Origin of the sequence: Micromonospora sp. NPDC002575 (assembly GCF_042889525.1) — a bacterium.
Classification (GTDB): domain Bacteria; phylum Actinomycetota; class Actinomycetes; order Mycobacteriales; family Micromonosporaceae; genus Micromonospora; species Micromonospora carbonacea.
This window is the reverse complement of sequence record NZ_JBIARA010000006.1, coordinates 185,366-211,043: the sequence shown is the minus strand read 5'-3', so window position 1 is coordinate 211,043 and position 25,678 is coordinate 185,366. Positions and strand designations below refer to the sequence as shown.

The window sequence follows — 25,678 nt, the reverse complement described above, 5'->3', positions numbered from 1 at the left end:
CGGCGGGCCGGTAGGCTCGTCCCAGGTTCGGCGGCGCGCAGCTTGCGAAGCGGGCCGCCTTGAAGAGGTATAGGAAGTGCTCACCGAACCTGTGTATCGGAGGCATCCTGCCTCCTCCGGAAGAGCGGCACGATCACGCGCCATGTTATTGAGGCAAGTATCGGGGCAACAGTTGCCGCTAACCCAAGGTACGCGCCAACCAGGAAGATAGCATTCTGGCTTCGTTCCTCCTTCACCGTGTCAACAACCGACCCGGTTGGCGCAATATAGGAATTGTCGACACCCGTCCAGGCCAGGGCTCCAGAGATTTCGAGATCCGGATTTACACTTTCCATGCGGTCTCTTGGAGACAGATCCTTATAGATGACCGTGACGTCTAGTTCCTTCGGCACGAAGCGCTTCCGCTCACCAGGCTTGCCAAAAGTCATTTTTTCGCGATAATCTTTCGGCAAGTAGGAGGTCCCGACCTTTGGCAGGGTGAAGTAGGTTCGCTTTCCACCTTCCTCCACGTAATCCGTATCCGAGTGCAGCCAAATTTCCGCCGCCAATAACCCATCACTGCGTCGCATGACGCCCTCTACAACCTGCGACGGAGCCCATGCCTCAGGAAGAGAATAGCCGGGGCTCGTCGGCAAATCCGCCTTGTAGCAATTGGGCTTCAAACCGAGAAAGGGCACGATGCTGTCCCAGCACCCATTGGCTTGCTTTCGTGCGGAGCCGCTGGGATACCTCTCACTCGCTCTGGCGTCGCCCGTGGCTACTAGCATGAATCCTAGTTCGTCGCCCCGATAGTCCGGTGAGACCCTAATGAAGTACCTGGAATTGGTGTAGTCTTCCCCAATTGGCTCAACGCGCACCTCCAGACTGGCTTTGACGTTGACTTCGTCGAGGTATAGAAGCACACTGCCAGCTTCCCGTCGCGGCTCCGGAACTGCCGTTGCATTTCGATAACTCTTGTAAGCGAACGTCACGCTACCGGCGAACAGTAGCCAGCAGGCGAGGCAGGCCAACAGTTTAACTAGTAGGTAGATCTTATTTGAGTCGGCCCGATCTCTGTTCTGGCCTTGTGCTGATTGGGCCTCGGGTTCGTGCTGTCTAGGCGGTGGCAAACTTCCCGCCAATGGCACTCCTTGATGCGGTTTTGCGGGAGGCTTCGAAAAGGCGGGGATTCTCTCCCAAATCAGTCCGATGACCGCTCCCACCGCTAGACCCGCCAGAACCGAAATAATTTCCCCCGGAAGGCGCTGCCGCTCACCTGGCACTTACTCAGTATTCCAGGCTTCCTTCAGTACGCAGAGCTTCCGGTGAAGTAGGAGCGCTCTACCAGATAGGTCAGTTACCACCCTATTGTGATCAATAAGGGGCATAGTCGGCCATAGTCGACGCAGGCCGTAGTGCTGGGCCTCGTCGACGGACCAACCGGGATGTCGCGATTGAACCAGTGACCTCTTCGGTGTGAACGCCGACAGGGCACACCATCGGCTGCAAGTCGTTGCCGTCTGGTGCTGCTCAGGTGGCCATGGTGCATGGCCAGCCTCGGACACCGTCAACGGCTGGCAACCGTTTCGCTGCCTCTATGCTGCCCGGATCACCCCCGCACGCGCGGGGAACAGCTGGCCGCGAAGCAGTACGTCCAGAACGGCGAGGGATCACCCCCGCATGCGCGGGGAACAGGTCCACGACTGGTCACCCTTGGCGTACGCCGTGGGATCACCCCCGCATGCGCGGGGAACAGGCCTTGTCCGCCCCGGCCGCGGACACGTTGGCCGGATCACCCCCGCATGCGCGGGGAACAGCCGGCGAGAAACGTGCGTTCCCGGCCGCGCTTCGGATCACCCCCGCATGCGCGGGGAACAGTGGGTTTCCCACCCCGGCTTGGGGCCGAAGTCCGGATCACCCCCGCATGCGCGGGGAACAGGAGGTGCGGACGGAGCACACCCGGTCGTGGGTGGGATCACCCCCGCATGCGCGGGGAACAGTTCAGGCACCCGCGTCCCGGGATGCCGCCGCTGGGATCACCCCCGCATGCGCGGGGAACAGCATGGCCAGGGCCAGCACTACGGTTCCCCTCACGGATCACCCCCGCATGCGCGGGGAACAGCAACGATGACCACCGGCCCCACCGATTGGGGGAGGATCACCCCCGCATGCGCGGGGAACAGCAGCGTCGGGTCGATGCCCGGCCGGTCGACGCGGGATCACCCCCGCATGCGCGGGGAACAGTTGGCAACCCCGATCGTGTACTGCGTATTTGCCGGATCACCCCCGCATGCGCGGGGAACAGAGACGCAGCATCGACGGATCGAGCGGCAACGGCGGATCACCCCCGCATGCGCGGGGAACAGACTTCTTGACCTGGGCCGCTAGAGATCAACAGCGCCGGTTTCATTCACTTGCCCGACCAAGATCCTCCCCGCCCGTGCCGCCCTGGTTGCTGGTGACAAGGTACCGCTGACTCGCCGCGCTTGGCGCGCACCGCGCCCCCGCTGTTGCCATCCCGATGCTCCTATGGAGGTCAAGTGGTCAGGGCTGCGAAGTCTGCGCGAAGGGCGGTGTAGACGTCCCGGACGATGTAGCGCTTGAGGCAGCGCAGGATCTCTTGCTTGCTGAGGCCTTCGGTGATGCGTCGTTGCTGGTAGGCGCGGGTGCGTGGGTCGTAGCGGAGGCGGCAGAGGGCGATGGTGTGTAGGGCGTGGTTGGCGCTGCGGTCGCCTCCTCGGTGGAGGCGGTGGCGGCGCACCCGTCCGGAGCTGGCGGGGATGGGTGCTGCTCCGCAGAGGTGGGCAAGGGCGGCCTCGGAGTGGAGCCGGTCGGGGTTGTCGCCGGCAGTGGTCAGGAGTTGGGCGGCGACGTCGGTGCCGACGCCGAACAGGGCGCTGGTGCGTGGTGCGGTTCGGCGGACCAGCGGTGCCAATTGCCGGTCAAGGGCGTTGATCTCCTCGGTCAGGGCGAGGGCTCGTCGGGCGAGGCCGGCCAGTGCCGCAGCGGTGGCCTGCTGCGGGTCGTGGAGCCGGCTCAGGTCGGCGGTGAGGGTGGCGCAGCGGTTGACCAGGACGGCGGCGCTGAGCTTGGTCAGGTCGGCTCGGAGGGTTTCCGGGGCAGCGGCGACCAGGCCCCGCATCTGGTTGATCGCGGCGGTGCGGGCCTTGACCGCGCCTTGGCGGGCGACCCGTAGGGCACGGATGGCCTCGACCGGGCCGGTGCGGGTCTTCGGGATTCCTGTGGCGGTGCCGGCGAGGGTGGCCCTGGCTGCGGCGATGGCGTCGATGGGGTCGGACTTTCCCTTGGTCCGGCGGGTCCTGCGGTCCGGGCGGTCGACCTCGACAACGGGGATCTTGCGGCTGCCGAGGTGGCGGGTGAGGCCAGCGCCGTAGCTGCCGGTGCCCTCTACTCCGACGGCGACCAGACCGCCGAAGGAGGACAGCCAGGCCAGGAGATCGTCATAGCCGGCACGGGTAGCGGGGAACCCGGCGTCGCCGAGGAGGCCGCCGGTGCTGTCGATGACCGCTGCGTGGTGGGTGTCTCGGTGGGTGTCGACACCACCGATGACCGATCGCTTCTTCGCTGCCATGCTGGTGAGGTCCGCCCTTCTCGGTCGTGTCGAGAACACGTGGACACGTCACCGGTCAGCCGATCGGACAACACAGTGGTGGGCGCCTCTCGCACAGGCTCCTATCAAGTCACGACGCCTGACCGGTGACATGCAATAGCGGGGCCACCGAGCCGGCCGACGAATCGGGATCAGGACAGCAACCGTCGGTCTGCCGGTGAGTCAGACCAACCCGGCGACCCACCCCACCATCCTCACTGTCCGCCGCCGACCCACACCGTGGAGCGGGCCAGGGCCAGGGTGACAAGGTGGAGCGCCCTACCGGACGAACGACCTTGTCGCCCTGGCCCTGGTCTGCTCGGCTCTGCCTGGGTCGGCGGTGGACGGGATGGCATCCCCACCCCAACCACCCACGACCGCAGCCGTTCGGCAACTCCATCCCGGAGTCGTTGGCCCCCGCCGGAGGCAGCCCTAACCCCAACCCTGCTCCTCACCCGCCGCCCCCTTCACCCACCTTCACTCCTTCCCCACACCGGACCCGGGAGCGGCCAACGGTTCCGTTCGGCAACTCGACCGGCCGATCGTCGACCGGTCCGCAGTGAGGTGTTCCGAGGATGGGAGAGACCGGCGGGTGTGCTGTCGCATGGGTTCCCGGTCAGTCCGGGACTCGTCACCGGTTCCTCACGGAACCAGGGGTGACGCGCGGGGCGGGGCGTGGTTTGCGGGCCGGCTGACTTTCCGCCCCGGCGCCGTAGGCGGCCGGGGCGGCGGCTCCGTCAGGAGCCGGTTGCCGCGCCCCGGCCCGCGCCGCGCGGAGCGCCTTGATCCCTACTGAGATTGTTTCGGCAACGTGGTACTCAGCGGTGCCCCGGCCCCTACGTGTGGATGTCGATCGTCCGCCAGAGGCGTTCCACTGCTGCATAGATCGACTGCTCTGGGCCTGGCCGGCTGGGACGCCACTCCACGACGACCGGGCGGACGGCATCCGCCAGGCTGGCTACGGCTTCCACGGTTGCCGGCTCAGGTAGCTCGCTGAGGACACCGATCGCGCCAACGGTTGTCTCGTAGCGGTGGCTGTTGGTTGGGGTGTTGCGCCAGTTCGGGTTGTCGCGCCATGCCTGCACGCGGTCGCGCACCTCGGCGGCAGCGGCACGGATCAGGTCGGCGTGCTGCTGGGGTGTGAGTGTTGCGGGGGGCGGTCGGTCGTCGGTGGGTTCTTGCGGCGGCGTGTCGGCGTCGCGCATGGCGGCGATCGTACCGGCGCTTCGTCGGACAGCTCCGCGGCCCGGACGTCACGTCAGCCGGCGGCGGGGGTCCACTCCTGGGCGAGGATGGAGTAGAGCAGGGAGTCGCGCCATCCGCCGTTGGTGTGGACGTGATCGCGTAGCCGGCCTTCGTACTGCATGCCGAGTCTTTCGGCAACGGCGATGGAGGCGGCGTTGTCAGGGCCGATGGCGGCGGTGATGCGGTGAAGCTTCAGCGTCTGGAAGCCGTAGTCGACGATGGTGCTGGCGGCATCGGTGGCGTAGCCGTGGCCCCAGTGGTCGGCGCTGATGGCGTACCCGAGTTTGGCGGCCTGGTGGCCGGTGAGGCCGAGTCGCGCGAAGCCGATCATGCGGTCTGTGGCGTCGGTGACGGCTAGGTAGTACTCGGTGCGCGGGGTCTGCTGGGCGCGTTGGATGGTGCCTTCGACCATGGCGACGGCGGCGGCCTGGTCCCGGCTGTCGAAGGAGAGCCATTGGGTGACGCGGTCGTCTCCGACGATGGCCCAAGCGTCGGCCGCGTCATCGGAGCGCATGTCGCGCAGGGTGATGACGCGGCCGGGGATGGTGATCGGGTCCATGGTTCCGATCGTGCCCTATCGAGGCAGGGCGTTGGCCGGGGTGTGGGTGAAGTGCTCGATGCCGTCGATGAGGTCACGGGCGTCGCCTGCGTGGCCGGCGCGGGTGATGGCCTGATGGACGCGGCGCACGGAGTGGATGATGCCGTTGATGCGCTGGTCGGCGGGCAGGTCGAGCACGGGGGCCAGGGCGTCGGCGGCGGCGTCCAGGTCGCCGCTGGCCACGCGGGCAATGGCGAGGTTGGCGTGTGAGCCGGCCTGGTCGCCAAACGCCCATGCCGGGTCGTTGGGGTCGGCGTACGCCTGGGTGGCGCGCAGGGCGTATCGCTCGGTGGCGGTGGCTTCGCCGGGGAGCCAGGCGAGGGCGTCGCTGGCGTAGTAGAGGGTGCGGGGCTGGTTGAAGGTGCAGATGCCGCCCATCTCGTCCATCTCGTCGGGGCGTACGCGGGACCAGGCGTCCTCGGCCTCGGTGATGGCGGCCTTGGCCTGTTCGGCGTTGCCGAGGGCGGCGTAGGCACGGGCGGCGCTGGCGGGCAGCCACACGGCGGAGGTGCCGCCGGCCTGGGTGGCGTACTCGCGGCCGGCTTCGGCGTAGCGGACCGCCTCGGCGTAGCGGCCTGCCCAGTAGGCCACGAGGGATTGCAGGCCGCGCAGCCAAGCCTGTAGCCCGGGGTGTCCGGCCTGCTCGGCGCAGAGCACGGCGGTGCGGGCCTGGAGCATGGCGGAGTGGGGGTCGGCCATGTCGTGGGAGACCTTGGCGAGCAGGCCGCTGGTGATACCGGCGAGGAAGTGCAGGTCTCTGGACTGGTTCGGGGCCTGGCGGCGCTCCAGGAGGGTGAACAGGGTGTCCTGTGTCTCGACCAGGTCGGGCAGCACGTGGCTGACGGGGCGCTGCGGGTAGGCCAGGGCGAGGCGCTGCACGTCCTCGGCGAGCTGTTCGATGGCGGCGGGGCTGGTGGACTCGGCGGCGAGCATGGCGTACTGGCGGGCGCGTTGTGCGGCCATGGCGAGGAGGTTCCTTTCCGGGCCGGCGCCGGTGGGGTCGACAAGGTGTCGCTCCGGCGCAGGGGTCAACTGGTGGGGAGCCCAGGGGCGCTGTAGTTCGTCGATGGACTTGTTGAACATGGCCTGTAGTGCCCGCCGGGTGGCGGGGGTCGATGAGGCCAGGTCGCGTTCGCCGCGTGCCAGTCGCCCGAGGTGCCGGGCGCTGATCGCCGCCCGGGAGTCCATCCGGGAGAACTCGTCGGCCAGTTCCTCGTACGTGCGGTCGCTCTGCTGGATCAGGTACTCCAGCATCGTGCGAGGTTCGCGGCGTTCTCGTGCCATCCGTCTACGCCTTCCTGATGGGCTGTCTCCACGCTCGCCCGGGTGAGGTCCTTGCGGCAATGCAGGTCCTCGTGGTGTCCGCTCGATGTCCGCCAGAGGTGTACGTACGGGTCCTCGATCGGTCCCGTAGGTCCCGGGCAGTCTCTCCTACATGGACGGCTCACTTACCGCAATTGTGCATGTGCATCCCGGTGATGCACATGGGCAGCCGCCTCGGCGCGCACACCGGGAGGTGAGCTCAGCGAGGAGGGGCGCTGAGCAAACCGGGGTTCGCGTCGTGCGGTGCGTGGAGGGGCCGCGCCCACAGCGGGGGCCGCATCGGTCCTCGCCGTCCGCGCCGGCGGCGTGTCCCGCATGCGAGGGACGGGGCTGGAAGATGGCCAGCCCTCGGCGCTCGCTGCGGGCACCGGGTGACCCGAACCGGTTGCAGCGGCGCGACTGCCTCGACTGCGCAGGCACCGGCGCACAGGGGCAGTGGGCGGGGCTGGCGGTCGTCGCCTGACCGGTGACAACCGCCAGCCCTCCGAGATCACGCGGCGTTGCGCCGTGTCCTGAGTTGGCCCGGGGCGGGTGCTGGTGGAGGCGCGGTGTCGGCCGTAGCGGAAGCCCGCCCGCCTCGGTGCCCCAACCAATCCGAGACGGGAAGGCAGGCGGTCGTGGTTCCGAAGCCGGGAGACGTGCTGTACGTCAACCGGCACGCGTCGGTGCAGTTCGGCGGCGACCGGGCGTTGATCTTCCGGGTCATCAAGGTCCCCGACCAGCCCACCTACTACGGGTGGATCTGGCTGACCGGGTACGTCCTCGATCCCAAGGGCAACGCCCTGGACCGCCGGGAGATCTACGTCCAGAAGGCGGGCCTCCAGCGGGCCACCCCGCCGGCCGCTGCGGTCCGCCAACCCGACCGGAAACCAGCGGTACGTACGACGGCCAGGAACGCCGTGCGGAAGTGAGCACGGCCGGCGGCCCGATGGGAGGGTTCGATGGCGGTGGGAGTCTTCCGAGCAGCCTCACGGCTGGCTCCGATGGTCCCCGAGCAGGTGCGCCGGCTGCGATTCCGGCGCTCCGGGTTCGGACGGCGCGGCCTGGCCGAGGAACACGTCTACGCCTTCCTGCGCCGCGTCGTCGACGAGCTGATCGCCAGGGACGCCGCCGAGGCCAGCCTCCGGGAGGAGAACCTCCGGTTGAAAAACGCTCTCCGGGACTGGCAAAGCCAGTTCACGCCGAGGCCGGGTCGGGACGACGACAGCGCATGGACAGAAGATCAGCAGCGCAGATCGCGCTCTGCACGGACGGCTACAAACCGCAACTCAGGGTGACATCCGGCTGCAGGATGATCAATCGATGCGGGAACGTATCCGCTGTTCAGGTGGCTTTTCTGCTGATCTTCGAGGTGCCCCCGGCAGGATTCGAACCTGCGACACACGGTTTAGGAAACCGATGCTCTATCCCCTGAGCTACGGGGGCGCGAGGGCCTAGTCTAGCGACCTGCGGGTTCACCTGGGGTGGCAGGGAGCAGCCCACGGTCACCCACGTCGCCAGACCCCCTGTTCGCCCAGCCCAAGGCCACAGCGCGAGTCTCGATCAGCGGTCTACCGAATCTCACACACGATGAGGCGGCGGGTGGCATCTCCTACCGTCAGCCAAGCGATCTCGGCGAAACACGCTTCAGCCAACCCACTCCCGGCCCCGCAGGCACGGCAACCCCGAGCCTGCCGCCATGGTCGACCTGTGCCCCGGACACGATGTGTCGGGGCGGAGGAGCATCAGCGATCAGCAGGGACGAGCACAGTTGGCGCATCGGCGTCGCCACCGACGTGGGCTGGGTCGCCTGTCACACCGCTGGCGACGTCTCGATCACCGCCGGCGTCCCGCCGGCATTCGCGCCTACGCCCCTGCCGGGGTGTGGAGGTCCACCACGCGGGTGGCCCAGCGGGTGATCAGTGCCGGGTCGTGGGTGATGAGCAGGACTCCGGCGTTGTGGTGGCGTTGGTAGTCGGTGATGACTGCGGCGACGTGGGCCTGGGTGGAGGCGTCGAGCATGGCGGTGGCCTCGTCGCAGAGCAGGTAGTCGGGCCGGTGCACGAGGGCGCGGGCGAGGCAGGCGCGTTGCAGTTGCCCGTCGCTGACCGCGTGCGGGCGGCGGGCGAGCAGGTCGGGGGTGAGGCCGACCAGGTCGGCCAGTTCGGCGGTGCGGGCGGCTGTCTGGTCGCGGGGGGTGCCGGTGGCGCGCAGCGGTTCGGCGATGAGGTCGGCGAGGCTCAGCCGGGGGTCGGTGGCGGCGCGGGGGCTTTGGAACAGGATCGCGACGCGGGTCCGTAGGGCGGCGGGCAGCCGGTGCCGGACGCTGGCGACGGGCCGTCCGTCGAGTGTGACGCGACCGCTGTCGGGGGCGTGCAGGAGGGCGAGGACGCGGGCGAGGGTGGACTTGCCGCTGCCCGAGGGCCCGCGCAGTCCGACGGTCTCGCCGGGTGCGACGTGCAGGTCGACGTGGTCGAGGACGCGCTGCCGGCCGTAGGAGACGGTGATCTGGCGCGCGGCCAGGCCGGCGCACGAGTGACCGGCGGAGTCGACGGCGCCCGTCGTGTCGGCTGCAGCCGTCATGCCGGCGCTCCCCCGGTGAGCGGGTGGTGACAGGCGACCCGCCCCGCGCCGTCGGTGACCAGGCGCGGTGGGGTGCGGCAGGTGTCGGTGGCGCGGAGGCAGCGTGGGGTGAAGGCGCAGCCGTCGGGCAGGTCGGTGAGCATGGGCGGGTGGCCGGGTACGGGCGTGAAGGCCCGCTCGGGTAGGGCGTCGAGCAGTCCGGCGGTGTAGGGGTGGGCGGGGTTGTCGAACAGGGCCGTGGTGGGGCGGTGTTCGACGATGCGGCTGGCGTACATGACGGCGACGGTGTCGGCGACTCGGCGGGCGGCGGTGAGGTCGTGGGTGATGAGCAGGACGGCGGCGCCGGTGTCGCAGCGGCGGCGCAGCAGGTCGAGGGTGTGGTCGACCAAGGGCCGGTCGAGGCCGGTGGTGGGTTCGTCGGCGAGCAGCAGCGGCGGGTCGGGCGCGAGGGCGAGGGCGGTGGCCAGCCGTTGGGCCATGCCGCCGGACAGCTCGTGGGGGTAGCGGTCCAGGTCGCCGGGGTCGAGGCCGACGTCGGCGGCGATCCGGTCGGCGGCGGCGTGGGCGTCGCGGCGGGGGTGGCCGTGGGCGCGCAGGGTCTCCTCCAGCAGGTGCCGGCCGGTGCGGACCGGGGTGAGCGCGGTGGCGGGGCTCTGCGGGACGAGGCCGACCGCCCGGCCGCGTACGTGGCGGGCGAGGCGTCGCTCGCCGGTGGTGATCAGGTCGACCGGATGGCCGGCCGGCGGGTGCAGGTGGGCGTGTCCGGTGATGGTGGCGTTGCGTGGCAGCAGGCCGAGCAGGGCGTGGGCGAGGACGGACTTGCCGCAGCCGGATTCACCGACCACTGCGAGGAGTTCGCCGGGGTGCAGGGTGAGGCTCAGGTCGGTGACGGCGTGCACGACGGCGTCGCGGAGCTGGAAGCGTACGGTCAGCCCGTCGACCCGCAGCAGGGCTGGGGCGAGAGCGGTGTTGGCGGGGGCGGCGGTGGTGGTCACAGCTGGAGCTCCGCCCGGACGCGGGGGTCGAGGCGGTCGCGCCACCGGCCGGTGAGCACGGCGAGGGCGAGGGTGACCGCGACGAGGAGAAGGCCGGGGACGATGCTGGCCCACCAGGCGCCGGTGAGCAGGGAACCCCGCCCGTCGTTGATCATGTTGCCGATGGAGGCGAGGTGCGGGGGCAGGCCGAGGCCGAGGAAGGACAGGGCGGTCTCGTGCCAGACGGCGTGCGGCACCATCAGGGTGGTGGCCAGTGCCAGGCGCGGGAGCACGTGCGGCAGCAGGTGCCGGGTGAGCAGCCGGGTGCGGGAGGCGCCGCCGGAGATGGCGGCGTCGACGAACGGGCGGGTGCGCAGGCTGAGCAGTTCGGAGCGGACGATGCGGGCGGTGGACAGCCAGTGCGTCAGCCCGATCGAGGCGATGACCGCGCCGAGGCTGGGACGCAGCATCGCCACGACGAAGATGCCCAGCAGCAGGTGCGGCAGGGCGGCGATGGTGTCGACGACGCGCATGAGGGCCCGGTCGACCCGGCCGCCGATGGTGCCGGCGACCGCGCCGACGAGGCCGCCGATGACGGTGGCGACCAGGGCGGCGACCGCCCCGACGAGCAGCGAGACCCGCAGGCCGTAGAGGCTGCGCAGCGCCACGTCGCGGCCGAGGTCGTCGGTGCCGGCCAGGTGCGCCCAGGACGGCGCGAGGCGGGTACGGGTCAGGTCGACCGCGCTCTGGTCGAGTGGCCACAGCAGTGGCGCGAGCAGGCACGCGGCGACCGCGGCGGCGAGCAGGCCGGCGGCCACACCCGCGCCGAGGCGACCGCTGCGAAACCGGGTCGGCGGGCGGGTCCGGGCTGGTGTGGTGGTCGGTGGTGGGGCGAGGTCAGTCATCGAGGCGTACCCGGGGGTCGGCGGCGGCGTAGGCGAGGTCGGTGGCGAGGTTCGCGGCCAGGACCACGACGGTGGTGGCCAGGGTCGTGGCTGCCAGCAGCGGGAAGTCGCTGCCGAGCGCGGCCTGGACGGTGACCGCGCCGAGGCCGGGCAGGGAGAACACGGTCTCGACCAGGACCGCGCCGCCGACGAGTTCGGGCAGGTGCGTGCCGACCAGGGTGATGAACGGCAGCAGCGCGGTGCGCAGGGCGTGGCCGAACAGCACGGTGCGGCCGGACAGGCCGCGGGCGCGGGCGGCCAGGACGTGGTGGTCGCGCAGGCTCTCGGCGACCGCGTCGCGCACGAACAACACGAACCACGGGGCCTGGGAGATCGCGAGCACGGTCACCGGCAGCACCAGGTGCCGGGCCACGTCGGCGGGGTCGGTGCCGGTCGCGGTGATGTCGGTGAGCCCGCCGGCGGGCAGCCAGCCGAGGGTGAGGGCGAACAGGGCGATCGCGGCGAGGCCGATCCAGAACACCGGCATCGACTGCACCGCGTACGCGACGGCGCGCAGGGCCCGGTCGAACCAGCCGCCCCGCCGGTACGCGGCGAGGGTGCCCAGCAGCACGCTGGCCACCAGGACCAGGGCGAGGGCGGCGCCGACGAGCAGCAGGGTCCAGCCGGCGCGGGCGGCCAGCACCGAGGTGACCGGCTCGTGGCGGCTGGTCGACCAGCCCAGGTCACCGCGCAGCAGGTTGCCGACCCAGCGGGCGTACTGCACGGGCAGCGGGTCGTCGACGCCCCAGTTCGCGCGGATCTGCGCGAGGTTCTCCTCGCTGGTGGTGAACGCCGCCGCGCCCGCGTACTGCTGCGCGGGGTCGATCGGGGAGGCCGCGCCGAGGGCGAACATGCCCATGCTGGTCGCGGCCAGCACCGGGATGGCGACCAGCAGCCGCCGCCGGATCACGGCGCCGGCACCGGCCAGCCGCCGCCGGGTGGGAGCAGGCGGCGGGCCGGTCGGCGGCGGAGGGGCGGTCATGGCTTCTTCGACCAGGTGTCGATGTTCCACCAGAGGCTGTTGGCGACGTCGTGCTCGTGCGGCTCCACCCGCGGCGTCACCCCCGCCACCGCATCCTTCACGACGTAGGTGTGTTGGAGGTAGGTGAGGAACACCCACGGCACGTCGGCGGCGAGCTGCTTCTGGAACCTGCCGTAGGCGGCCTTGCGGACGGCCGGGTCGGCGCTGTCGCGGCCCTGCTGCAACGCGGCGTCGACGACGGCGGACCGGTAGGAGCCGGGGTTGAAGAAGCCCTGCTGCGCGAAGGCCGAACCGAACAGCTTGTAGGAGACGAAGTCCGGGTCGTACGGGGTGCCGTAGCCCATGACCACGGCGTCGGTCTTCATCCGTGGGGTGATCGCGTCCCAGGTCAACCCCTGCGGGGTGACCTTGATGCCGACCTTCTTCGCATCGGCGGTGACCGCGAGGGCCAGTTCCTTGCGCAGGCTGTCGGTGGCCGGGTACATCAGCGTAAACGCGGCCTGCCGGCCGGCCCTGACCCGGGTGCCGTCGGGGCCCGGCAGCCAGCCGGCGGCGTCCAGGGTCGCTGTCGCGGCGGCCGGGTCGGCGGCGGGCCTGCCAGCGATCGAGGGCTCGGCGAACGCCGAGGACGGCGGCACGGGCCCGAACGCGGGCTCCCCGGCCCCGCCGAGCACGCCGGTCACCATGGCCTGCCGGTCCACCGCCGCGTTGAGCGCCCTTCGGATCGCCAGGTCACCGGTGACCGGGTTACCCATCGGCAGCATGACGCCCCGGTAGTCCGCGGTCGGCACCCGCTGCACCCGGTAGCCGCGCTGCCCGTCGAAGCCGGCGGCCAGCTTCGGCGTCAGCTCGGCCGCGTCGAACTCCCCGGCCCGCATCCGCTGGGCGCGCACGTTGTCGTCTGCGACGAACGCCACCACGACACCGGAGTTCTTCGGCTTGCCGCCCCAGTAGGTCTCGTTGGCCGCGAGCACGAGCCGGTCCCCCGGCGTCCACGACGTCACCCGGTACGGGCCGGTGCCGACCGGTTTACGGTTGAACTCCGCCTTGTTGACGTCCTGCCCCGCGAACGCCTTCGCCGGAACGATGCCCAGCGCCAACCGCTGCGGGAACGGCGCGTACGCGTGCTTCAGCGCGAACACCACGGTGGCCGGGTCGGGAGCGGTCACGGAGGCGAGCATGTCCAGATCCGAGCGCAGCGTGGAGTCGACCTTCGGGTCCAGCACCGACTGGTAGGTGAACACGACGTCCTGGGCGGTCAACGGGCTGCCGTCGTGGAACCGCACCCCCTCGCGCAGCTTGGCCGTCACGGTCTTGCCGTCCACCGACACCGTGGGCAGCTCACGGGCCAGCGCCGGCACCAGCTCGTTGCGGGCGTCCCGGGCGACCAGCCCGTCGAAGATCAGCGACGCGCCGTCGGGGCCGTAGTTCAGCACCGGGTTGAGGGTGTCCGGCTCGCCCGCGGTGGCCACGACCACCGTCCCGGCGCCGCTCGCGTCACCGGTCGACGTCCCCGCCGACGAGCAACCGGCTACGGCGAGCAGGACGGCGGCGAGCACCGCCGTCACGCGTACGGGCAAGGGCTTGACCATGACCTACTCCTGGGGTTGTGCGCGTGCGGGCCCGGCGGCGTCGCCGGATCACCTCGCCCACGAGCGGGCGAGGGGCTCTCCGATCAGGACACGGGAGGCGCCGGAACCGGACCGGTCACGCCGGTCAGGGCTTCGGCGAGTGCGCGCGGGCGGCGTCGAAGCGGGCGGTCACGTCGGCCCAGTCGACCAGGTCCCACAGCCGGTCGACGTAGTCCGGGCGGACGTTGCGGTACTGCAGGTAGTAGGCGTGCTCCCAGGCGTCGAAGACCAGCAGCGGCGTCGAGCCCTGCCCGACGTTGCCGTGGTGGTCGTAGACCTGCTCGACGATCAGCCGCCGGCCCAGCGGCTCCCAGGCAAGGACGCCCCAGCCGGAGCCCTGCACGCTCTTCGTCGCCGCCGACAGTTGCCCGGCGAAGCCGTCGAAGGAGCCGAAGTGCTCGTCGATCGCCGCGGCCAGTTCCCCGTCGGGGCGGTCGCCGCCGTGCGGGGACAGGTTGTTCCAGAAGATCGAGTGCAGCACGTGCCCGGACAGGTTGAACGCGAACGTCTTCTCCAACCCGACCAGCGCCGCGAAGTCGCCCTTGTCGCGGGCCTCGGCGAGCTGCTCCAGGGCGTCGTTGCTGCCCTTCACGTACGCGGCGTGGTGCTTGCTGTGGTGCAGCTCCAGGATCTCACCGGACATCGCCGGCTCCAGCGCGCCGTAGTCGTACGGCATGTCGGGCAGAGAGTAGACGGCCACCAGCAACTCCTCACACATCCGTCGGCAACGTGAGCTGGGCGGGCACCCCGGCGAAGTTCAGATCATCGCGTTGCCGGCGCGCCCGCCCACTACTGCCAGCATTACGTAGTTGCCACATCTTAGCAATAAGCTCATGCCGCTTGCCCCGCCGACCGGCCAGCGCGCGCAGCGCCGCCTGACTCGCCCCGGGTGTGCGGCAGACGGCGGGCCAACTCGGACAGCAACAGCGTGCGCCCGCGCGACGCCCATCGGAGACCGTCGCCAGGTCTCGCCCAGTCCGGTCACGATCGGCGGGGGTCCGGCGGTGCAGCCTTCGGCACAGCACCGCCGGGTGGCCGTTCGGCGGCCACCCGGCGGGATCGATGCGCTGGCGGTCAGCGCCAGGCAGGACGGTAGGCGTCGTGGGTGGCGACCGGCGCGCCGCCGCCGAGGTTGCCTCCGCCGGGAGAGTAGATGGTGCCGCCGACGGCGACGGCTGCGGTGCCGTGGCGGGGAACGGGCATCGGGGCGAGGCGCTGCCAACGGTCTGTGCGGGTGTCGTATGCCTCGGTCTGACCGAAGACGGTGTTGACGCCGTCGACGACGTTGCCCTCGCCGCCGAAGGTGTAGATGCGGTCGCCGACCGCGGCGAAGGCGATGCCGCCCCGGGCGGTCGGCATGGGAGCCCGGTTGGTCCAGCCCCCCGCGAGGGCTTGCAGGTCCATGGCATAGACGGTGTCGCGGACGTTGGCCTGACCACGGTCACGGCCGCCGAGAACGTAGAAGGTGCCCTTGACGATGGCGCCGGCAACGTGGTCCCGTGCCTCGGGCAGGTCGGGCAGGGTGGTCCAGCGGCCGGTGGCGGCGTGGTACGCCGACACCGTGGCTACGGTGTCCTGAAGCCCGTCGGGGCCAGGGGTGAGAGTGCGCATGCCGCCGGCGAGGTAGATGGTGCCGCCGTGCACGCCCACGGCGGCGCTGCCGCGCTCGAGGCCGGCCGGCACCGGCGGCAGCGGCTGCCAGCGGTCAAGTCGTGGTTCGTAGACGAAGCTGTCGCGCAGCGCCTGCCAGGAGGCGCCCCCGGAGAGGCCGCCGAGCACGTAGATTCGGCCACCGGCGACTGCGACGTTCGGGTGGTTCATGGCGACCGGCAGTGGGGCGGCGTTGCGCCAGGTGCCGCGACGGGTGTCGTAGACCTCCACCCGGTCGGTGGTGACCACACCGCCGCTGGTGGCCGGGACGATGCCTCCGATGACGTAGACGTCACCGCCGATCGCGGCCACGCTGTGCTCCTGGCGAGGCCCGCCGGCGATGTCCAGCAGCGGCTTCCAGCCTGCACCGTAGACGGGGTCGGTGGTGGGAGCGGGCGTGACGGGCGGATGGTGGTGGCCGGGGTGGGCCTGGACGGGCGTCGCCAGCGAGAGGCCGAGTGCGCCGGAGAGCAGCAGGGTGATCGCAGCCCTGGCCGTTGTGGGTGGTTTCTTCATGACTCCTCGTTCAGAGCAGCTTGTCAAGGGTGATGGGGAGACTGCGGATCCGCTTGCCGGTGGCGTTGTAGATGGCGTTGCCGACGGCGGCTGCCGAGCCGACGGTGCCGAGTTCGCCGACACCGCGAGCGCCGAGGCTGTTGATGACGGGGTCGGGCCGGTCGAGGCAGTGGACGTCGAGGGCGGGAATGTCGGCGTTGACCGGGACCATGTAGTCGGCCATGTTGCCGGCGGCCAGTCGCCCGGTGTCGAGTTCGAGCGGGTCGTCCTCAAGCAGCGCGTGACCGATCCCGAAGATGACGCCTCCGGCGATCTGACTCCGGGCGGCCTGGGCGTTCACCACCCGGCCGATGTCCACGACAGTGGTGAAGCGGGTGACGCGGGGCTCCCCCGTGTAACGGTTGACCCTGACCTCGCAGAAGTGCGCGCCGAAGCTGTGGAACTTGTACTGGTTCGCTTCCGGGCCGGGCTGGGCCGTCGCGGTGGCCTCGACGTTTCGACGGCCGATCGTGGTGAGCAGGCGGCCGAAGGACATCGAGCGGCCCTTCCCCCGCAGTTGGCCCTTCTCGTACGTCAGTTCCTCGCTGTCCGCGCCGTGCCAGGGTGACCGCGGATCCGTGACAGCGAGCCGAGTCAGTTCGGCGACCACAGCGTGGACGGCGGCTTCGACCGCCGGCACGGTACTGGCGGTGGCCATGGAACCCACGGCCGGCGCGCCCTGGGGCAGGGCGGTGTCACCGAGTTCGGATCTGACCCGACGCAGCGGGACGCCCAGCTCGTGGGCTCCGGTGATCGCCAGCAGGGTCGTCGCGCCGGTGCCCAGGTCGGCGGTGGCGGAGGAGACCAGGGCGGTGTCGTCGTCGAGCAGCCGGACCCGGACCTGGACGGGGTCCGATATCCGGCGTCCCGGGTAGATGGCCGTGGCCATCCCCATCCCGACCAGCCACTGCCCGTCGACCCGGCTACGTGGCTCGGCGCGTCGGGCCGACCAGCCGAAGCGACGGGCGCCGATGCGGTAGCAGTCGTCGAGATGCTTGCTCGACCACCGCAGGTCCGTGCCGGGCGCGACGGTGGCGTAGTTGCGCAGCCGTAGCTCGACCGGGTCGATGCCGGTGGCGACGGCGAGTTCGTCCATCGCGGTCTCCAGCGCGAAGGCTCCCGGAGCCTCGTTGGGCCCCCGCATGGCGCAGGCGGGGGGCAGGTCGAGCATGACGTGCCGCTCGTCGAAGTGCAGGTTCGGGGTCTTGTACAGCACGGCTGAGGTGTCCACGGCCGGCCGCATGGGCCAGTAGCCGACGAACGGCATCGAGGCGTCGCTGACGTGGCTGACCGCGTGGAGGACGCCGGCCCGGGAGGCGCCCAGCCTGATGGTCTGGTCGACCATGCTGCGGTGGCCGACGACGGTGAAGACCTGTTCCCGCGCCAGCACCAACCGGACCGGACGGTGCAGCTGACGGGCCGCGGCGGCGGCCAGGGCGGCGTCGTACCACGGAATCACCCGGCTGCCGAAACCACCGCCGACGTACGGGGTGATCGCCCGCACCGCCGTCGGCGGGACGCCGAGCCGGATGGCTGCCCCCAAGGCGGTGATGTGGGGCAGCTGAGCGCCGCTGTACAGCGTCAGCTGGGTGTGGTCGCTGTTCCACTCGGCGAGGACGGCATGGGGCTCCATCGCGACGGCGTGCTGTATCGGCTGATGGAAGGTCGCCTCCACCACGACGTCGCTCGCGGCCAGCGCCGCCTCGATCGAGGCGACACCCGGGGCGAGGACGGTGGCGCTCGGCGGCGGATGGCCGGGCGGCCCGGCGGCCGGTACGCGAGGCTCGCCGGCGAACGACGTACGCGGCGGCAGCTCGTCGTAGGTCGTGGTGATCAGCTTTGCGGCCTCCCGCGCCTGCCTGGAGCTCTCGGCGACGACCATGGCGATGATCTGCCCCCGGAACCTGACCTGGGTGTCCTCCAGGGGCGCGTAGTTCTCCCCGGCGTCGGGCACCAGCCGCAGCCCGAGCTTGTTGAACGGGCTGTACACCCGGATGACGCCGGGCGCGTTCTGGGCCGCCATGGTGTCCATCGCGGAGATCGAACCCCGCGCGACGGTGCTGGTGACGAGGTGGGCGTACGCCACCTTCGAGGTCGGGTCCGAGGGCGGGTAGTCGGCCGAGTAGCGGGCGGTGCCGGTGACTTTCGCCCGGCCGTCGACGCGGTCGATGTCGCGGCCGAGTGGTGAGACGGTCATCGTGACTCCTAGCTGCGGGAAGAGGGCCGCGACCGGGTGATGCCGGCGCTGTGGTCGAGGTGCTTCGCCGTCCAGACCGATGGGAGGGCAGCCGACGACGGAGCGGCGCGGCGGTGGATGGGCACCCCCGTGCGCAGCGGCGCCCCGGTGCCGCCGAGCCGGTGCGCGACGACCTCCGCCGCGATCGACAGCGCCGTCTCCGCTGGGGTGCGGGCGCCGATGTCGAGCCCGATCGGCGAGTGCAGCCGGCCGAGTTCCCGATCGGTCAGGCCGGCCTCGCGCAGCCGCGTCAGGCGCTGCTCGTGGGTGCGCCGAGACCCCATCGCCCCCACGTAGCCGACCGGCAGTCGCAGGGCGGCGGTGAGCAGCGGTACGTCCACCTTGGGATCGTGGGTGAGCACACAGATCACGGTGTTGCCGTCGAGGCGCTGCGCCTCCAGATAGCGATGCGGCCAGTCGACGACGACCTCGTCGGCGTACGGGAATCTGTCCGGCGTGGCGAACGTGGCCCGCGCGTCGCAGACCGTCACCCGGTAGCCGAGGAAGGCGCCCATCCGGGCCAGTGCCGCGGCATGGTCGATCGCCCCGAAGATGAGCATCCGCGGCGCCGGGGTGTTGCACTCGACCAGCAGGGTCATCGGCTCCTGGCAGTAGCCGTCGGCCACGCCGATGTCCACCGTGCCACTCGTCCCGGCGTGCAGGAGGCCGGTCGCGCGTGCCGCAGCCACCTCGTCGAGCCGTCCGTCTCCGAGAGTTCCCTCGCGGCGTCGCCCGGGACGCACCACGATCATCCGTCCGACGTGGGCGTCCGGGCCGCACACGACGGTGGCGACGGCGACCGGCGCGTCCTGCGCGGCGTCGGTCAACGCCACTGCCAGGTCGGGTTCGACGCCCGGGTCGTGGTGGCGCAGAAGCAGCTCGATCGTCCCGCCACAGGTGAGGCCGACGCCGATGGCGTCGTCATCGGTGTATCCGAACCGCAGGACCTCCGGGCCGCGCTCTCCCAGCAGCATCTCCTGGCACGCCTGATAGACGGCGGAGTCGACGCAGCCTCCGGAGACGTTGCCCAGCACCGCACCGTCCGCGTCGACGACAAGCGACGCGCCGGGCTGGCGCGGGGCGCTCCCGTCCACCCGGGTGACGGTGGCGGTCACGAAGGGCGTCCGGCGGCGGACCCGTTCGAGGAGTTCGGTGGCGAGTTCAAGCATGGACGCCGCCGCTGCGGGCCGGCGAGGTCACAGTCGCGGGCTTGCCGCTCATCGGCTCTCCGCCAGCACGGTGAGGGCCCGGATGAGTGTCTGTCGCAGCAGCGCGGGCTTGAACGCGTTGTGCGACAGCGGCAGGGCGCCGTCTGCGGCGGTGCGGACCGCCTCCTCGAAGGTGTCGGCGGTGGCTGGCCGACCGGCCAGGGCCCGTTCGACCGCCGGCAGCCGCCAGGGTCTGGTGCCGACCCCACCGGCGGCGATTCGGGCCTGCCTGATCGTCCGGCCCCGCCACTCGACGGCGACAGCCGCCGAGGCGAGGGCGAACTCGTACGACTGCCGGTCGCGGATCTTGACGTAGATGGAATTCGCTGCCCACATCGAGCGGGGGACCGTGATGCCGGTGATGAGCTCGCCCGGACGCAGCACGTTCTCGACCTGGGGTGTGCTGCCGGGCAGGGCGTAGAACGTGTCGAGTGGCACCGTACGGGTGCCCTGGCCACCGACCAGATGCACGTCGGTGCCGAGCGCCACCAGGGCGACGGCCAGATCGCTGGGATGGGTCGCCACGCAGGCGTCGCTGGTGCCGAGGATCGCATGCGTACGGTTGATGCCGGTCAACGCCGAGCAACCGCTTCCGGGCTCCCGCTTGTTGCAGGCAGTGGTCACGTCCCGGAAGTAGCCGCACCGGGTGCGCTGCAACAGGTTCCCGCCGATGCTCGCCATGTTGCGGAGCTGAGCGGACGCGCTCAGCTCCAACGCCTGGGCGATCAGCGGATAGTCCCGCCGCACATTGTGGTCGGCGGCGACGTCGCTCATTCGTTCGAGCGCACCGACGTGCAGCCCGTCGCGGTCGAGCGTGATGCCGCGCAGCGGAAGCCGGTTGATGTCCACGACCCGAGCCGGCGTCATCACGTCGAGCTTCATCAGGTCCACGAGGGTCGTGCCGCCGGCGAGGAAGGCCGTGTCCGTGCCGGCGTGCGCGATGGCCTCGCGGACGACGCGCGGCTGGCTGAACGTGTAGGCCCGCATCAGCGCATCACCTTCTGCGCGTCGCGGATCGCTTCCACGATGAACGGGTAGCAACTGCAGCGACAGATGTTGCCCGACATTCGCTCGCGGATCTCGTCGTCGGTGCGCGCGTGGCCCTCCTGGACCATGCCGACCGCCGACATGATCTGCCCCGGCGTGCAGAAGCCGCACTGGAGACCGTCGCGCTCGATGAACGCCTGCTGCATCGGGTGCAGCCGATCGCCTCGGGCAAGGCCCTCGATCGTGGTGACCTCACGCTCGTCGACCGTGGCCGCAAGCGTCAGGCAGGACAGCACCCGCCGGCCGTCGACGTGCACGGTGCATGCTCCGCACTGGCCACGGTCACAGCCCTTCTTGGTGCCGGTGAGCTTCAACTCGTCCCGCAGCGTGTCGAGCAGCGTGACTCGCGGGTCCACCCGCACCGAGACCGGCTTGCCATTGACCTTGACCTTGACGGTCACCTGCTCGGCGCTCTCCGCCGCGGCCTCCGCCCTCCTCGGCAGGAGCGGTATCGCCAGCGCGGCTGCGGCACCGCCACCCAGAACACTGCGCCGGGACACACCCGGCCGGTCGTGGCCAGTATCGTGGCTTGGATTCATCGATTCTCCCCGGATGGACGTCGAACGGGGCTTGCTCGTCCACCCTGGCCCGGCGAGGTTGGCGGCTGCCAGGACCTGTCAATCCCAGGCTGAGACGACAGCCGCGCCCGCCGCGATCACCCTTCGTCGATGCCGTGACGATGGGGTCCACGTCCCCCGCTCACGGCAAGCGGGCTCGTGCCGCCTCACATCCGCGACCTCAGCACATCGAACTCACAGCCTGGCATGGACGGGTCGAAGCCGTGCTCGACCAGCCAGCGGACGGCGACCAAGCTGCGCCACGACCACCATCCGCGGATCACGTCGAGATCGACGTCGGCACCGTAGCCGGCGACCACGTCGTCAAGGTGCTCCTCGTGCCCGAGCGTCAGGACCGCGAGGTCGTACAGGGCATCGCCCGGGGCCGCCTCGGACCAGTCGAGCACGCCGGTGATCCTGTCGTCGTCGACGAACACGTGGGTGATCTGCAGGTCGCCGTGCGTGAACACCGGTTTCCACGGCCGCAGCGCGGCCTCGGCGACCTGCCGGTTGCGGGTGACCAGGTCGGCGGGAAGGACACCGTTGGTGACGAGCCATTCGCATTCGCCGTCGAGGCGGGATGCGATCTCGTCGAGGCGGCGACCTGGCCACGGCGGCAGGGGCGCGTCATGCAGCGTCCGCGCGGCGGCGCCCGCCGCGACCCACGCCAGCGACGACGCGGGCGAGGGCTCGCCGAGACAGCCGAGTGCCACGCCCGGCAGGGCGGCGAGCGCGAGCACGGGTGGCTTGCGCCACAGAACGGTCGGGGTCGGGATCGGCGCCAGAGCCATCGCTTCGACCTCGACATCGGTACGCCTCTGATCGGCGTCGATCTTCAGGAACACGTCGCCGACGCGCAGGGTCGCCCGCTCGCTATGGGCGACAACGACCTTGACCTCTCCCATGTCGGCCATTCTTGCGAAAGATCATCGATGCCACCGCAGTTTGTCGCGTACGAATCGAAACGCGTGCCGACACACCGGCAGGCGGCCCGGGCCGACTCGCAGAGATCGACATGACAGTGCATGTCGTGCCTCCGCGATGGCGTCGTACGGTTCGGTGGTGACCGTGATCCGGGCCGTTACGTCGCCTGTCCGAGGCCGTCGACGGCAGCGACCATGGGACGTCGACAGAAGTAGACCAGGGCAGGTGGCAGGTTGGCCCAGACGGTCCGGCTGACGACCACCTCCTCGAACCGCGAACGAAGGGATCGCAGCAGCCGCCGAGCCGGCGGGGCCCACCGGGCGTGGACGTAGGCGAACGTGGTGAAGACGCCGGTCGGCTGCATGACAGCGGCCACCTCGGAGAGGACGTCGAGCTGCAGTCTCTCGCCGAAGGCCGCCCACGGGAGGCCACTGACCACGACGTCGACCTGGCTCAGACCTCGCCGCGCGAGCACCTTCCGCAGCGATGCGGCGTCCCCGACCGCGACATCGACCGCCGGGTAACGCGTGGCCAGGCGCTCGGCGAACCGGGGGTTGAGTTCGACTGCGACGTGCCGGCCGGAGCCCGCCAGGCGCTGCTGGATGGGCGCGGTGAACGCGCCGGTTCCCGGCCCGAGCTCCAGGACGACCGGAGAGCCGGTGCTGGGCACCGCCGCCGTGGCGAGTTGCGCCAGCGCGGGGCCACTCGGCCGGATCGCGCCCACCTTCATGGGATCGCGCAGAAACTCGATGAGGAACGATACTGAACGAATCTCCTGGGGCGTGGCCATGGTCAGGTCGTGACGAATGCGGTCCCGACGAGCCGCTCGGAGAGTGCCCAGACCCGCACGGCGTCCTCCGGGCTGCGTAGCGGCGCGTACGTCTTGTGTTCGGCCGGCGCGCCGCTGAGGTTGCCCAGGCCGCTGGGCCCGTAGAGGACGCCGGCTTTGGCACCGGGGTCGGTGGCGGCCATCAGCGCCGGGAGCTTGGCCGTCTCCGCGGTACCGATCAGGATGCCGCGGGCCGAGAGCGCGCGGATCATCCGGATCTGGGGAGTGTCCTGGCTGCGGCCGAGTTCGGGCCGGGCGGCGAGCAGGCTGGTGGGAGCGATGCCGGGGTGGGCCAGGTTGCTGGTGATGCCCCACCCGTGGGCCCGGCTGCGCCGGTCAAGTTCCAGGCCGAACAACCCGAATGCGATCTTGGATTGCCGGTAGGCGCGCATGGCGTGGTAGGAGCGGTCCCAGTTCGGGTCGTCCCAGTTGATCGTGCCGCTGCGTGCGGCGACGCTGACCTGTGAGGTCACCCGGGCGTGGCCGGCTCGCAGGAGCGGGAGGAGGTGACCGACAAGCGCGAAGTGGCCCAGGTGGTTGGTGCCGAACTGCAGCTCGAACCCGTCGGCCGTGACCTGCCGGTTCGGCGGGCTCATCACCCCGGCGTTGTTGATCAGAAGGTGGATCGGACGGCCTTCCGCTCGGAGGGTGTCGCCCAGGGTCGCGACCGATTCCAGCGACGACAGGTCCAGGCTCCGCAGGGAGACCTTCGCCTCGGGGTGGCGCTGGCGGATCGTCGAGATGGCGGCCTGGCCCTTGCGGGGGTTCCGGACCGGCAGGATCACCTCGGCGCCGGCTGCGGCCAGTCGCGCGGCGATCCCCAGGCCCATCCCGTCGCTCGCGCCGGTCACGACGGCGAGCTTGCCGGACTGGTCGGGGACGGTGATGTCGATTGGTGTACGGGGCATTGACGTGCTCCCTGTCGTATAGGGGTGTTTTCCGGCGCTCGACCCGGTGCCCCGACAGGCCGTTTCGGACCTGCTCGGCGGGCAGCGCGTCGCGCAGGCGTCCGACCGTGAGCCGGGCCGGTGACGGACGACGCCTGGCACCGAGACTCCGGCACGGCGGAGGAGCCAACCAGGGCCTGTCGATCAGTGGCTCGCCCGTCCGCCCTCAGGAGGGCCGAGGGGCGACACCGACGCGGTGGGCTCCCGGTGCCCCGCCCCAAAGGGGGACCGCTGGTCCGTGGATGCCGTGGGGCGCCGGCGGTAGAAAGGAACGACATCGCGACGCTGGAGGAACCAGACATGATCGACCGAGCTGGGCTTGCCGAGTTCCTCCGCCGCCGGCGGGAGTCGCTGCAGCCGGAGGACGTCGGCATTCCGCGCGGCCAGCGACGCCGGACCGCCGGGCTCCGGCGGGAGGAGGTGGCCGCGCTGTGCCACATCTCCACCGACTACTACAGCCGGCTGGAGCAGGAGCGCGGGCCCTTCCCGTCCGAGCGCCTGATCGCCGCCATCGCGCAGGGCCTGCACCTCTCGCTCGACGAGCGCGACCACCTGTTCCGCCTCGCCGGGCACCAGCCCCCGCCGCGGGGCACGACCAGCGAGCACATCAGTCCCGGGCTGCTGCGCATCTTCGACCGGCTCACCGACAGCGCCGCCGAGATCGTCACGGAACTCAGCGAGACGCTGCGGCAGACCCCGTTGAGCGTCGCGCTCGTCGGCGACAACTCCCGATACTCCGGCCTCGACCGGAGCATGCCCTTCCGGTGGTTCACCGACCCGGCCACCCGAGCCCAGTACCACCCCGACGACCACGAGCGCATGTCCCGGGTCTTCGCCTCGGGGGCGCGCAACGTGGTCACCCTCCGAGGGCCCGGATCGAAGGCGGCACGCATGGCGGAGCTGCTGCTGGAGCGGAGCCCCGAGTTCGCCGACCTGTGGCACCGGCACGAGATCGGAGCGGGCTTCACCGACGTCAAACGCTTCGTGCACCCGGAGGTCGGCGTGGTGGAACTCGACTGTCAGGTGCTCCACGACCCGGCGCAGTCCCACCGGCTGCTGGTCTACACGGCCACCCCCGGCAGCGAGAGCTACCAGAAGCTGGAGCTGCTCTCGGTCATCGGTGCGCAACGCACGTTCGACGGCGTCGCGGCGGGAGACCGGTTCGCGAAGCCGGACGTGGCCTGACCCGGCCGACGGCCGATCGGCAGCCGCAGGTGAGCCGCCCCGGCGTGCCGGGTGGTCGGGTCGCGGGACTGATCCTCGCCGCCGGCGAAGGGCGCCGCTACGGCGGCCCGAAGGCGCCGGTCTTTCTCGGGCAGGCGATTCGCGTGCTTCGCGACGGCGGCTGCGACCCGATCATCGCAATCCTCGGGGCCGGATCGCGCCGGACCCGGGCGACCGTCGATCTGGCGGGCGTCGAGGTGGTGGACAACCCCGGCTGGGCCGAAGGGATGGCCTCGTCGTTACGGCTCGGGCTCACCACGGCCGCCCGCTCGCCTGAGGTGTCGGCCGTGTGCGTGCACCTGGTCGACATGCCCGGGGTTTCCGCGACGGCGGTGACGCGACTACTGGCCCGGGCACATGCCGGTGGCCTGATCCGCGCCTGCTACGACGGTGAGCCGGGCCATCCGGTGGTGCTGGGTCGTGACCACTGGGCCGAGATCGTCTCGACCGTACGGGGCGACCAGGGCGCCCGGGCGCACCTGCGCCGGCATGCCGCCCAGGTCGATCTCGTCGAGTGTGCCGACGTCGCCGCCGGGTACGACATCGACGAACGGTGACCCCTCGGCCGACGGCCACGGCCGGAGCGCGAAGACCGGGGCGGGCTTGGAGCAGTGGTTTCGACGCCTGGCACCGGCGCACAAGGCCGATGTGGA

24 protein-coding genes, 1 tRNA gene and 1 CRISPR repeat array are annotated in these 25,678 nt (G+C 70.8%); of the genes, 5 read left to right on the top strand and 20 right to left on the bottom strand.

What is annotated here, in order from left to right:
• Positions 1–80 precede the first annotated feature (80 nt).
• The 5 genes from ACFYWL_RS12305 to ACFYWL_RS12285 form a co-directional block, all read right to left on the bottom strand.
• Positions 81–902 carry a hypothetical protein gene (locus ACFYWL_RS12305; protein WP_386971040.1) on the bottom strand — a complete coding sequence of 274 codons (822 nt, stop codon included), beginning with the start codon at positions 900–902 and terminating at the stop codon, positions 81–83.
• 683 nt (positions 903–1,585) lie between these two features.
• A CRISPR array of direct repeats spans positions 1,586–2,345; the repeat unit is 28 nt; unit sequence GGATCACCCCCGCATGCGCGGGGAACAG.
• Between the two features lie 170 nt (positions 2,346–2,515).
• On the bottom strand, positions 2,516–3,571 hold the full coding sequence (locus tag ACFYWL_RS12300; RefSeq protein ID WP_386971038.1) for an IS110 family transposase: 1,056 nt from the start codon (positions 3,569–3,571) through the stop codon (positions 2,516–2,518).
• A gap of 854 nt (positions 3,572–4,425) precedes the next feature.
• Positions 4,426–4,794, bottom strand: coding sequence for a hypothetical protein (locus ACFYWL_RS12295; RefSeq protein WP_386971035.1), 369 nt, complete (start codon positions 4,792–4,794; stop codon positions 4,426–4,428).
• 53 nt (positions 4,795–4,847) lie between these two features.
• Positions 4,848–5,393: a GNAT family N-acetyltransferase gene (locus ACFYWL_RS12290; RefSeq protein WP_386971032.1), complete on the bottom strand. Its 546-nt coding sequence runs from the start codon at positions 5,391–5,393 to the stop codon at positions 4,848–4,850.
• Positions 5,394–5,408: 15 nt separating this feature from the next.
• The gene (locus ACFYWL_RS12285; protein WP_386971029.1) at positions 5,409–6,686 is read right to left on the bottom strand and encodes a hypothetical protein; all 1,278 of its coding nucleotides are present in this window, start codon (positions 6,684–6,686) and stop codon (positions 5,409–5,411) included.
• Between the two features lie 406 nt (positions 6,687–7,092).
• Here ACFYWL_RS12285 and ACFYWL_RS12280 point away from each other — a divergent pair, with 406 nt between their 5' ends.
• The 3 genes from ACFYWL_RS12280 (at position 7,093) to ACFYWL_RS12270 (ending at position 8,032) form a co-directional block, all read left to right on the top strand.
• Positions 7,093–7,218, top strand: coding sequence for a hypothetical protein (locus tag ACFYWL_RS12280; protein WP_255700280.1), 126 nt, complete (start codon positions 7,093–7,095; stop codon positions 7,216–7,218).
• Between the two features lie 154 nt (positions 7,219–7,372).
• Positions 7,373–7,666 (top strand): hypothetical protein, encoded by a 294-nt coding sequence (locus tag ACFYWL_RS12275; protein ID WP_386971026.1) that lies wholly within the window; start codon positions 7,373–7,375, stop codon positions 7,664–7,666.
• Between the two features lie 72 nt (positions 7,667–7,738).
• Positions 7,739–8,032, top strand: a complete 294-nt coding sequence (locus tag ACFYWL_RS12270; RefSeq protein ID WP_386971024.1) for a DivIVA domain-containing protein — start codon at positions 7,739–7,741, stop codon at positions 8,030–8,032.
• Between the two features lie 75 nt (positions 8,033–8,107).
• Here the strand turns inward: ACFYWL_RS12270 and ACFYWL_RS12265 are convergent.
• The 15 genes from ACFYWL_RS12265 to ACFYWL_RS12195 form a co-directional block, all read right to left on the bottom strand.
• Positions 8,108–8,180 (bottom strand) — tRNA-Arg (locus tag ACFYWL_RS12265).
• 420 nt (positions 8,181–8,600) lie between these two features.
• Positions 8,601–9,317, bottom strand: a complete 717-nt coding sequence (locus ACFYWL_RS12260; RefSeq protein WP_386971022.1) for an ABC transporter ATP-binding protein — start codon at positions 9,315–9,317, stop codon at positions 8,601–8,603.
• A complete protein-coding gene (locus tag ACFYWL_RS12255) occupies positions 9,314–10,312 on the bottom strand; it encodes an ABC transporter ATP-binding protein (RefSeq protein WP_386971019.1) in 999 nt (332 codons plus the stop codon). The genes ACFYWL_RS12260 and ACFYWL_RS12255 overlap by 4 nt, the downstream gene beginning before the upstream one ends.
• On the bottom strand, positions 10,309–11,196 hold the full coding sequence (locus ACFYWL_RS12250; RefSeq protein ID WP_386971016.1) for an ABC transporter permease: 888 nt from the start codon (positions 11,194–11,196) through the stop codon (positions 10,309–10,311). The genes ACFYWL_RS12255 and ACFYWL_RS12250 overlap by 4 nt, the downstream gene beginning before the upstream one ends.
• Complete coding sequence (locus ACFYWL_RS12245; RefSeq protein ID WP_386971014.1) at positions 11,189–12,217, bottom strand: ABC transporter permease; 1,029 nt, start codon at positions 12,215–12,217, stop codon at positions 11,189–11,191. The genes ACFYWL_RS12250 and ACFYWL_RS12245 overlap by 8 nt, the downstream gene beginning before the upstream one ends.
• Positions 12,214–13,809 (bottom strand): ABC transporter substrate-binding protein, encoded by a 1,596-nt coding sequence (locus ACFYWL_RS12240; RefSeq protein ID WP_386971011.1) that lies wholly within the window; start codon positions 13,807–13,809, stop codon positions 12,214–12,216. The genes ACFYWL_RS12245 and ACFYWL_RS12240 overlap by 4 nt, the downstream gene beginning before the upstream one ends.
• A gap of 124 nt (positions 13,810–13,933) precedes the next feature.
• Positions 13,934–14,548, bottom strand: coding sequence for a superoxide dismutase (locus tag ACFYWL_RS12235; protein ID WP_386971008.1), 615 nt, complete (start codon positions 14,546–14,548; stop codon positions 13,934–13,936).
• A 374-nt stretch (positions 14,549–14,922) separates the two neighbouring features.
• The gene (locus ACFYWL_RS12230) at positions 14,923–16,014 is read right to left on the bottom strand and encodes a Kelch repeat-containing protein (protein ID WP_386971007.1); all 1,092 of its coding nucleotides are present in this window, start codon (positions 16,012–16,014) and stop codon (positions 14,923–14,925) included.
• Between the two features lie 10 nt (positions 16,015–16,024).
• The gene (locus tag ACFYWL_RS12225) at positions 16,025–18,250 is read right to left on the bottom strand and encodes a xanthine dehydrogenase family protein molybdopterin-binding subunit (protein ID WP_386971004.1); all 2,226 of its coding nucleotides are present in this window, start codon (positions 18,248–18,250) and stop codon (positions 16,025–16,027) included.
• A gap of 8 nt (positions 18,251–18,258) precedes the next feature.
• Entirely contained in the window at positions 18,259–19,458 is a 1,200-nt protein-coding gene (locus ACFYWL_RS12220) for an XdhC family protein (protein ID WP_386971002.1), read from the bottom strand.
• Between the two features lie 48 nt (positions 19,459–19,506).
• Entirely contained in the window at positions 19,507–20,484 is a 978-nt protein-coding gene (locus ACFYWL_RS12215; protein WP_386971000.1) for an FAD binding domain-containing protein, read from the bottom strand.
• The gene (locus ACFYWL_RS12210; protein ID WP_386971323.1) at positions 20,484–20,945 is read right to left on the bottom strand and encodes a (2Fe-2S)-binding protein; all 462 of its coding nucleotides are present in this window, start codon (positions 20,943–20,945) and stop codon (positions 20,484–20,486) included. Before ACFYWL_RS12210 ends, ACFYWL_RS12215 begins: the two co-directional genes overlap by 1 nt.
• A gap of 323 nt (positions 20,946–21,268) precedes the next feature.
• Positions 21,269–22,006 (bottom strand): phosphotransferase, encoded by a 738-nt coding sequence (locus tag ACFYWL_RS12205; RefSeq protein WP_386970998.1) that lies wholly within the window; start codon positions 22,004–22,006, stop codon positions 21,269–21,271.
• A 176-nt stretch (positions 22,007–22,182) separates the two neighbouring features.
• Positions 22,183–22,815, bottom strand: coding sequence for a class I SAM-dependent methyltransferase (locus tag ACFYWL_RS12200; protein ID WP_386970997.1), 633 nt, complete (start codon positions 22,813–22,815; stop codon positions 22,183–22,185).
• Positions 22,816–22,817: 2 nt separating this feature from the next.
• On the bottom strand, positions 22,818–23,762 hold the full coding sequence (locus tag ACFYWL_RS12195; RefSeq protein WP_386970994.1) for an SDR family oxidoreductase: 945 nt from the start codon (positions 23,760–23,762) through the stop codon (positions 22,818–22,820).
• 339 nt (positions 23,763–24,101) lie between these two features.
• Between ACFYWL_RS12195 and ACFYWL_RS12190 the strand changes: the two genes are divergently transcribed.
• Entirely contained in the window at positions 24,102–24,986 is an 885-nt protein-coding gene (locus ACFYWL_RS12190; protein WP_386970991.1) for a helix-turn-helix transcriptional regulator, read from the top strand.
• A 29-nt stretch (positions 24,987–25,015) separates the two neighbouring features.
• Positions 25,016–25,582: an NTP transferase domain-containing protein gene (locus tag ACFYWL_RS12185; RefSeq protein WP_386970988.1), complete on the top strand. Its 567-nt coding sequence runs from the start codon at positions 25,016–25,018 to the stop codon at positions 25,580–25,582.
• Positions 25,583–25,678: the final 96 nt, after the last annotated feature.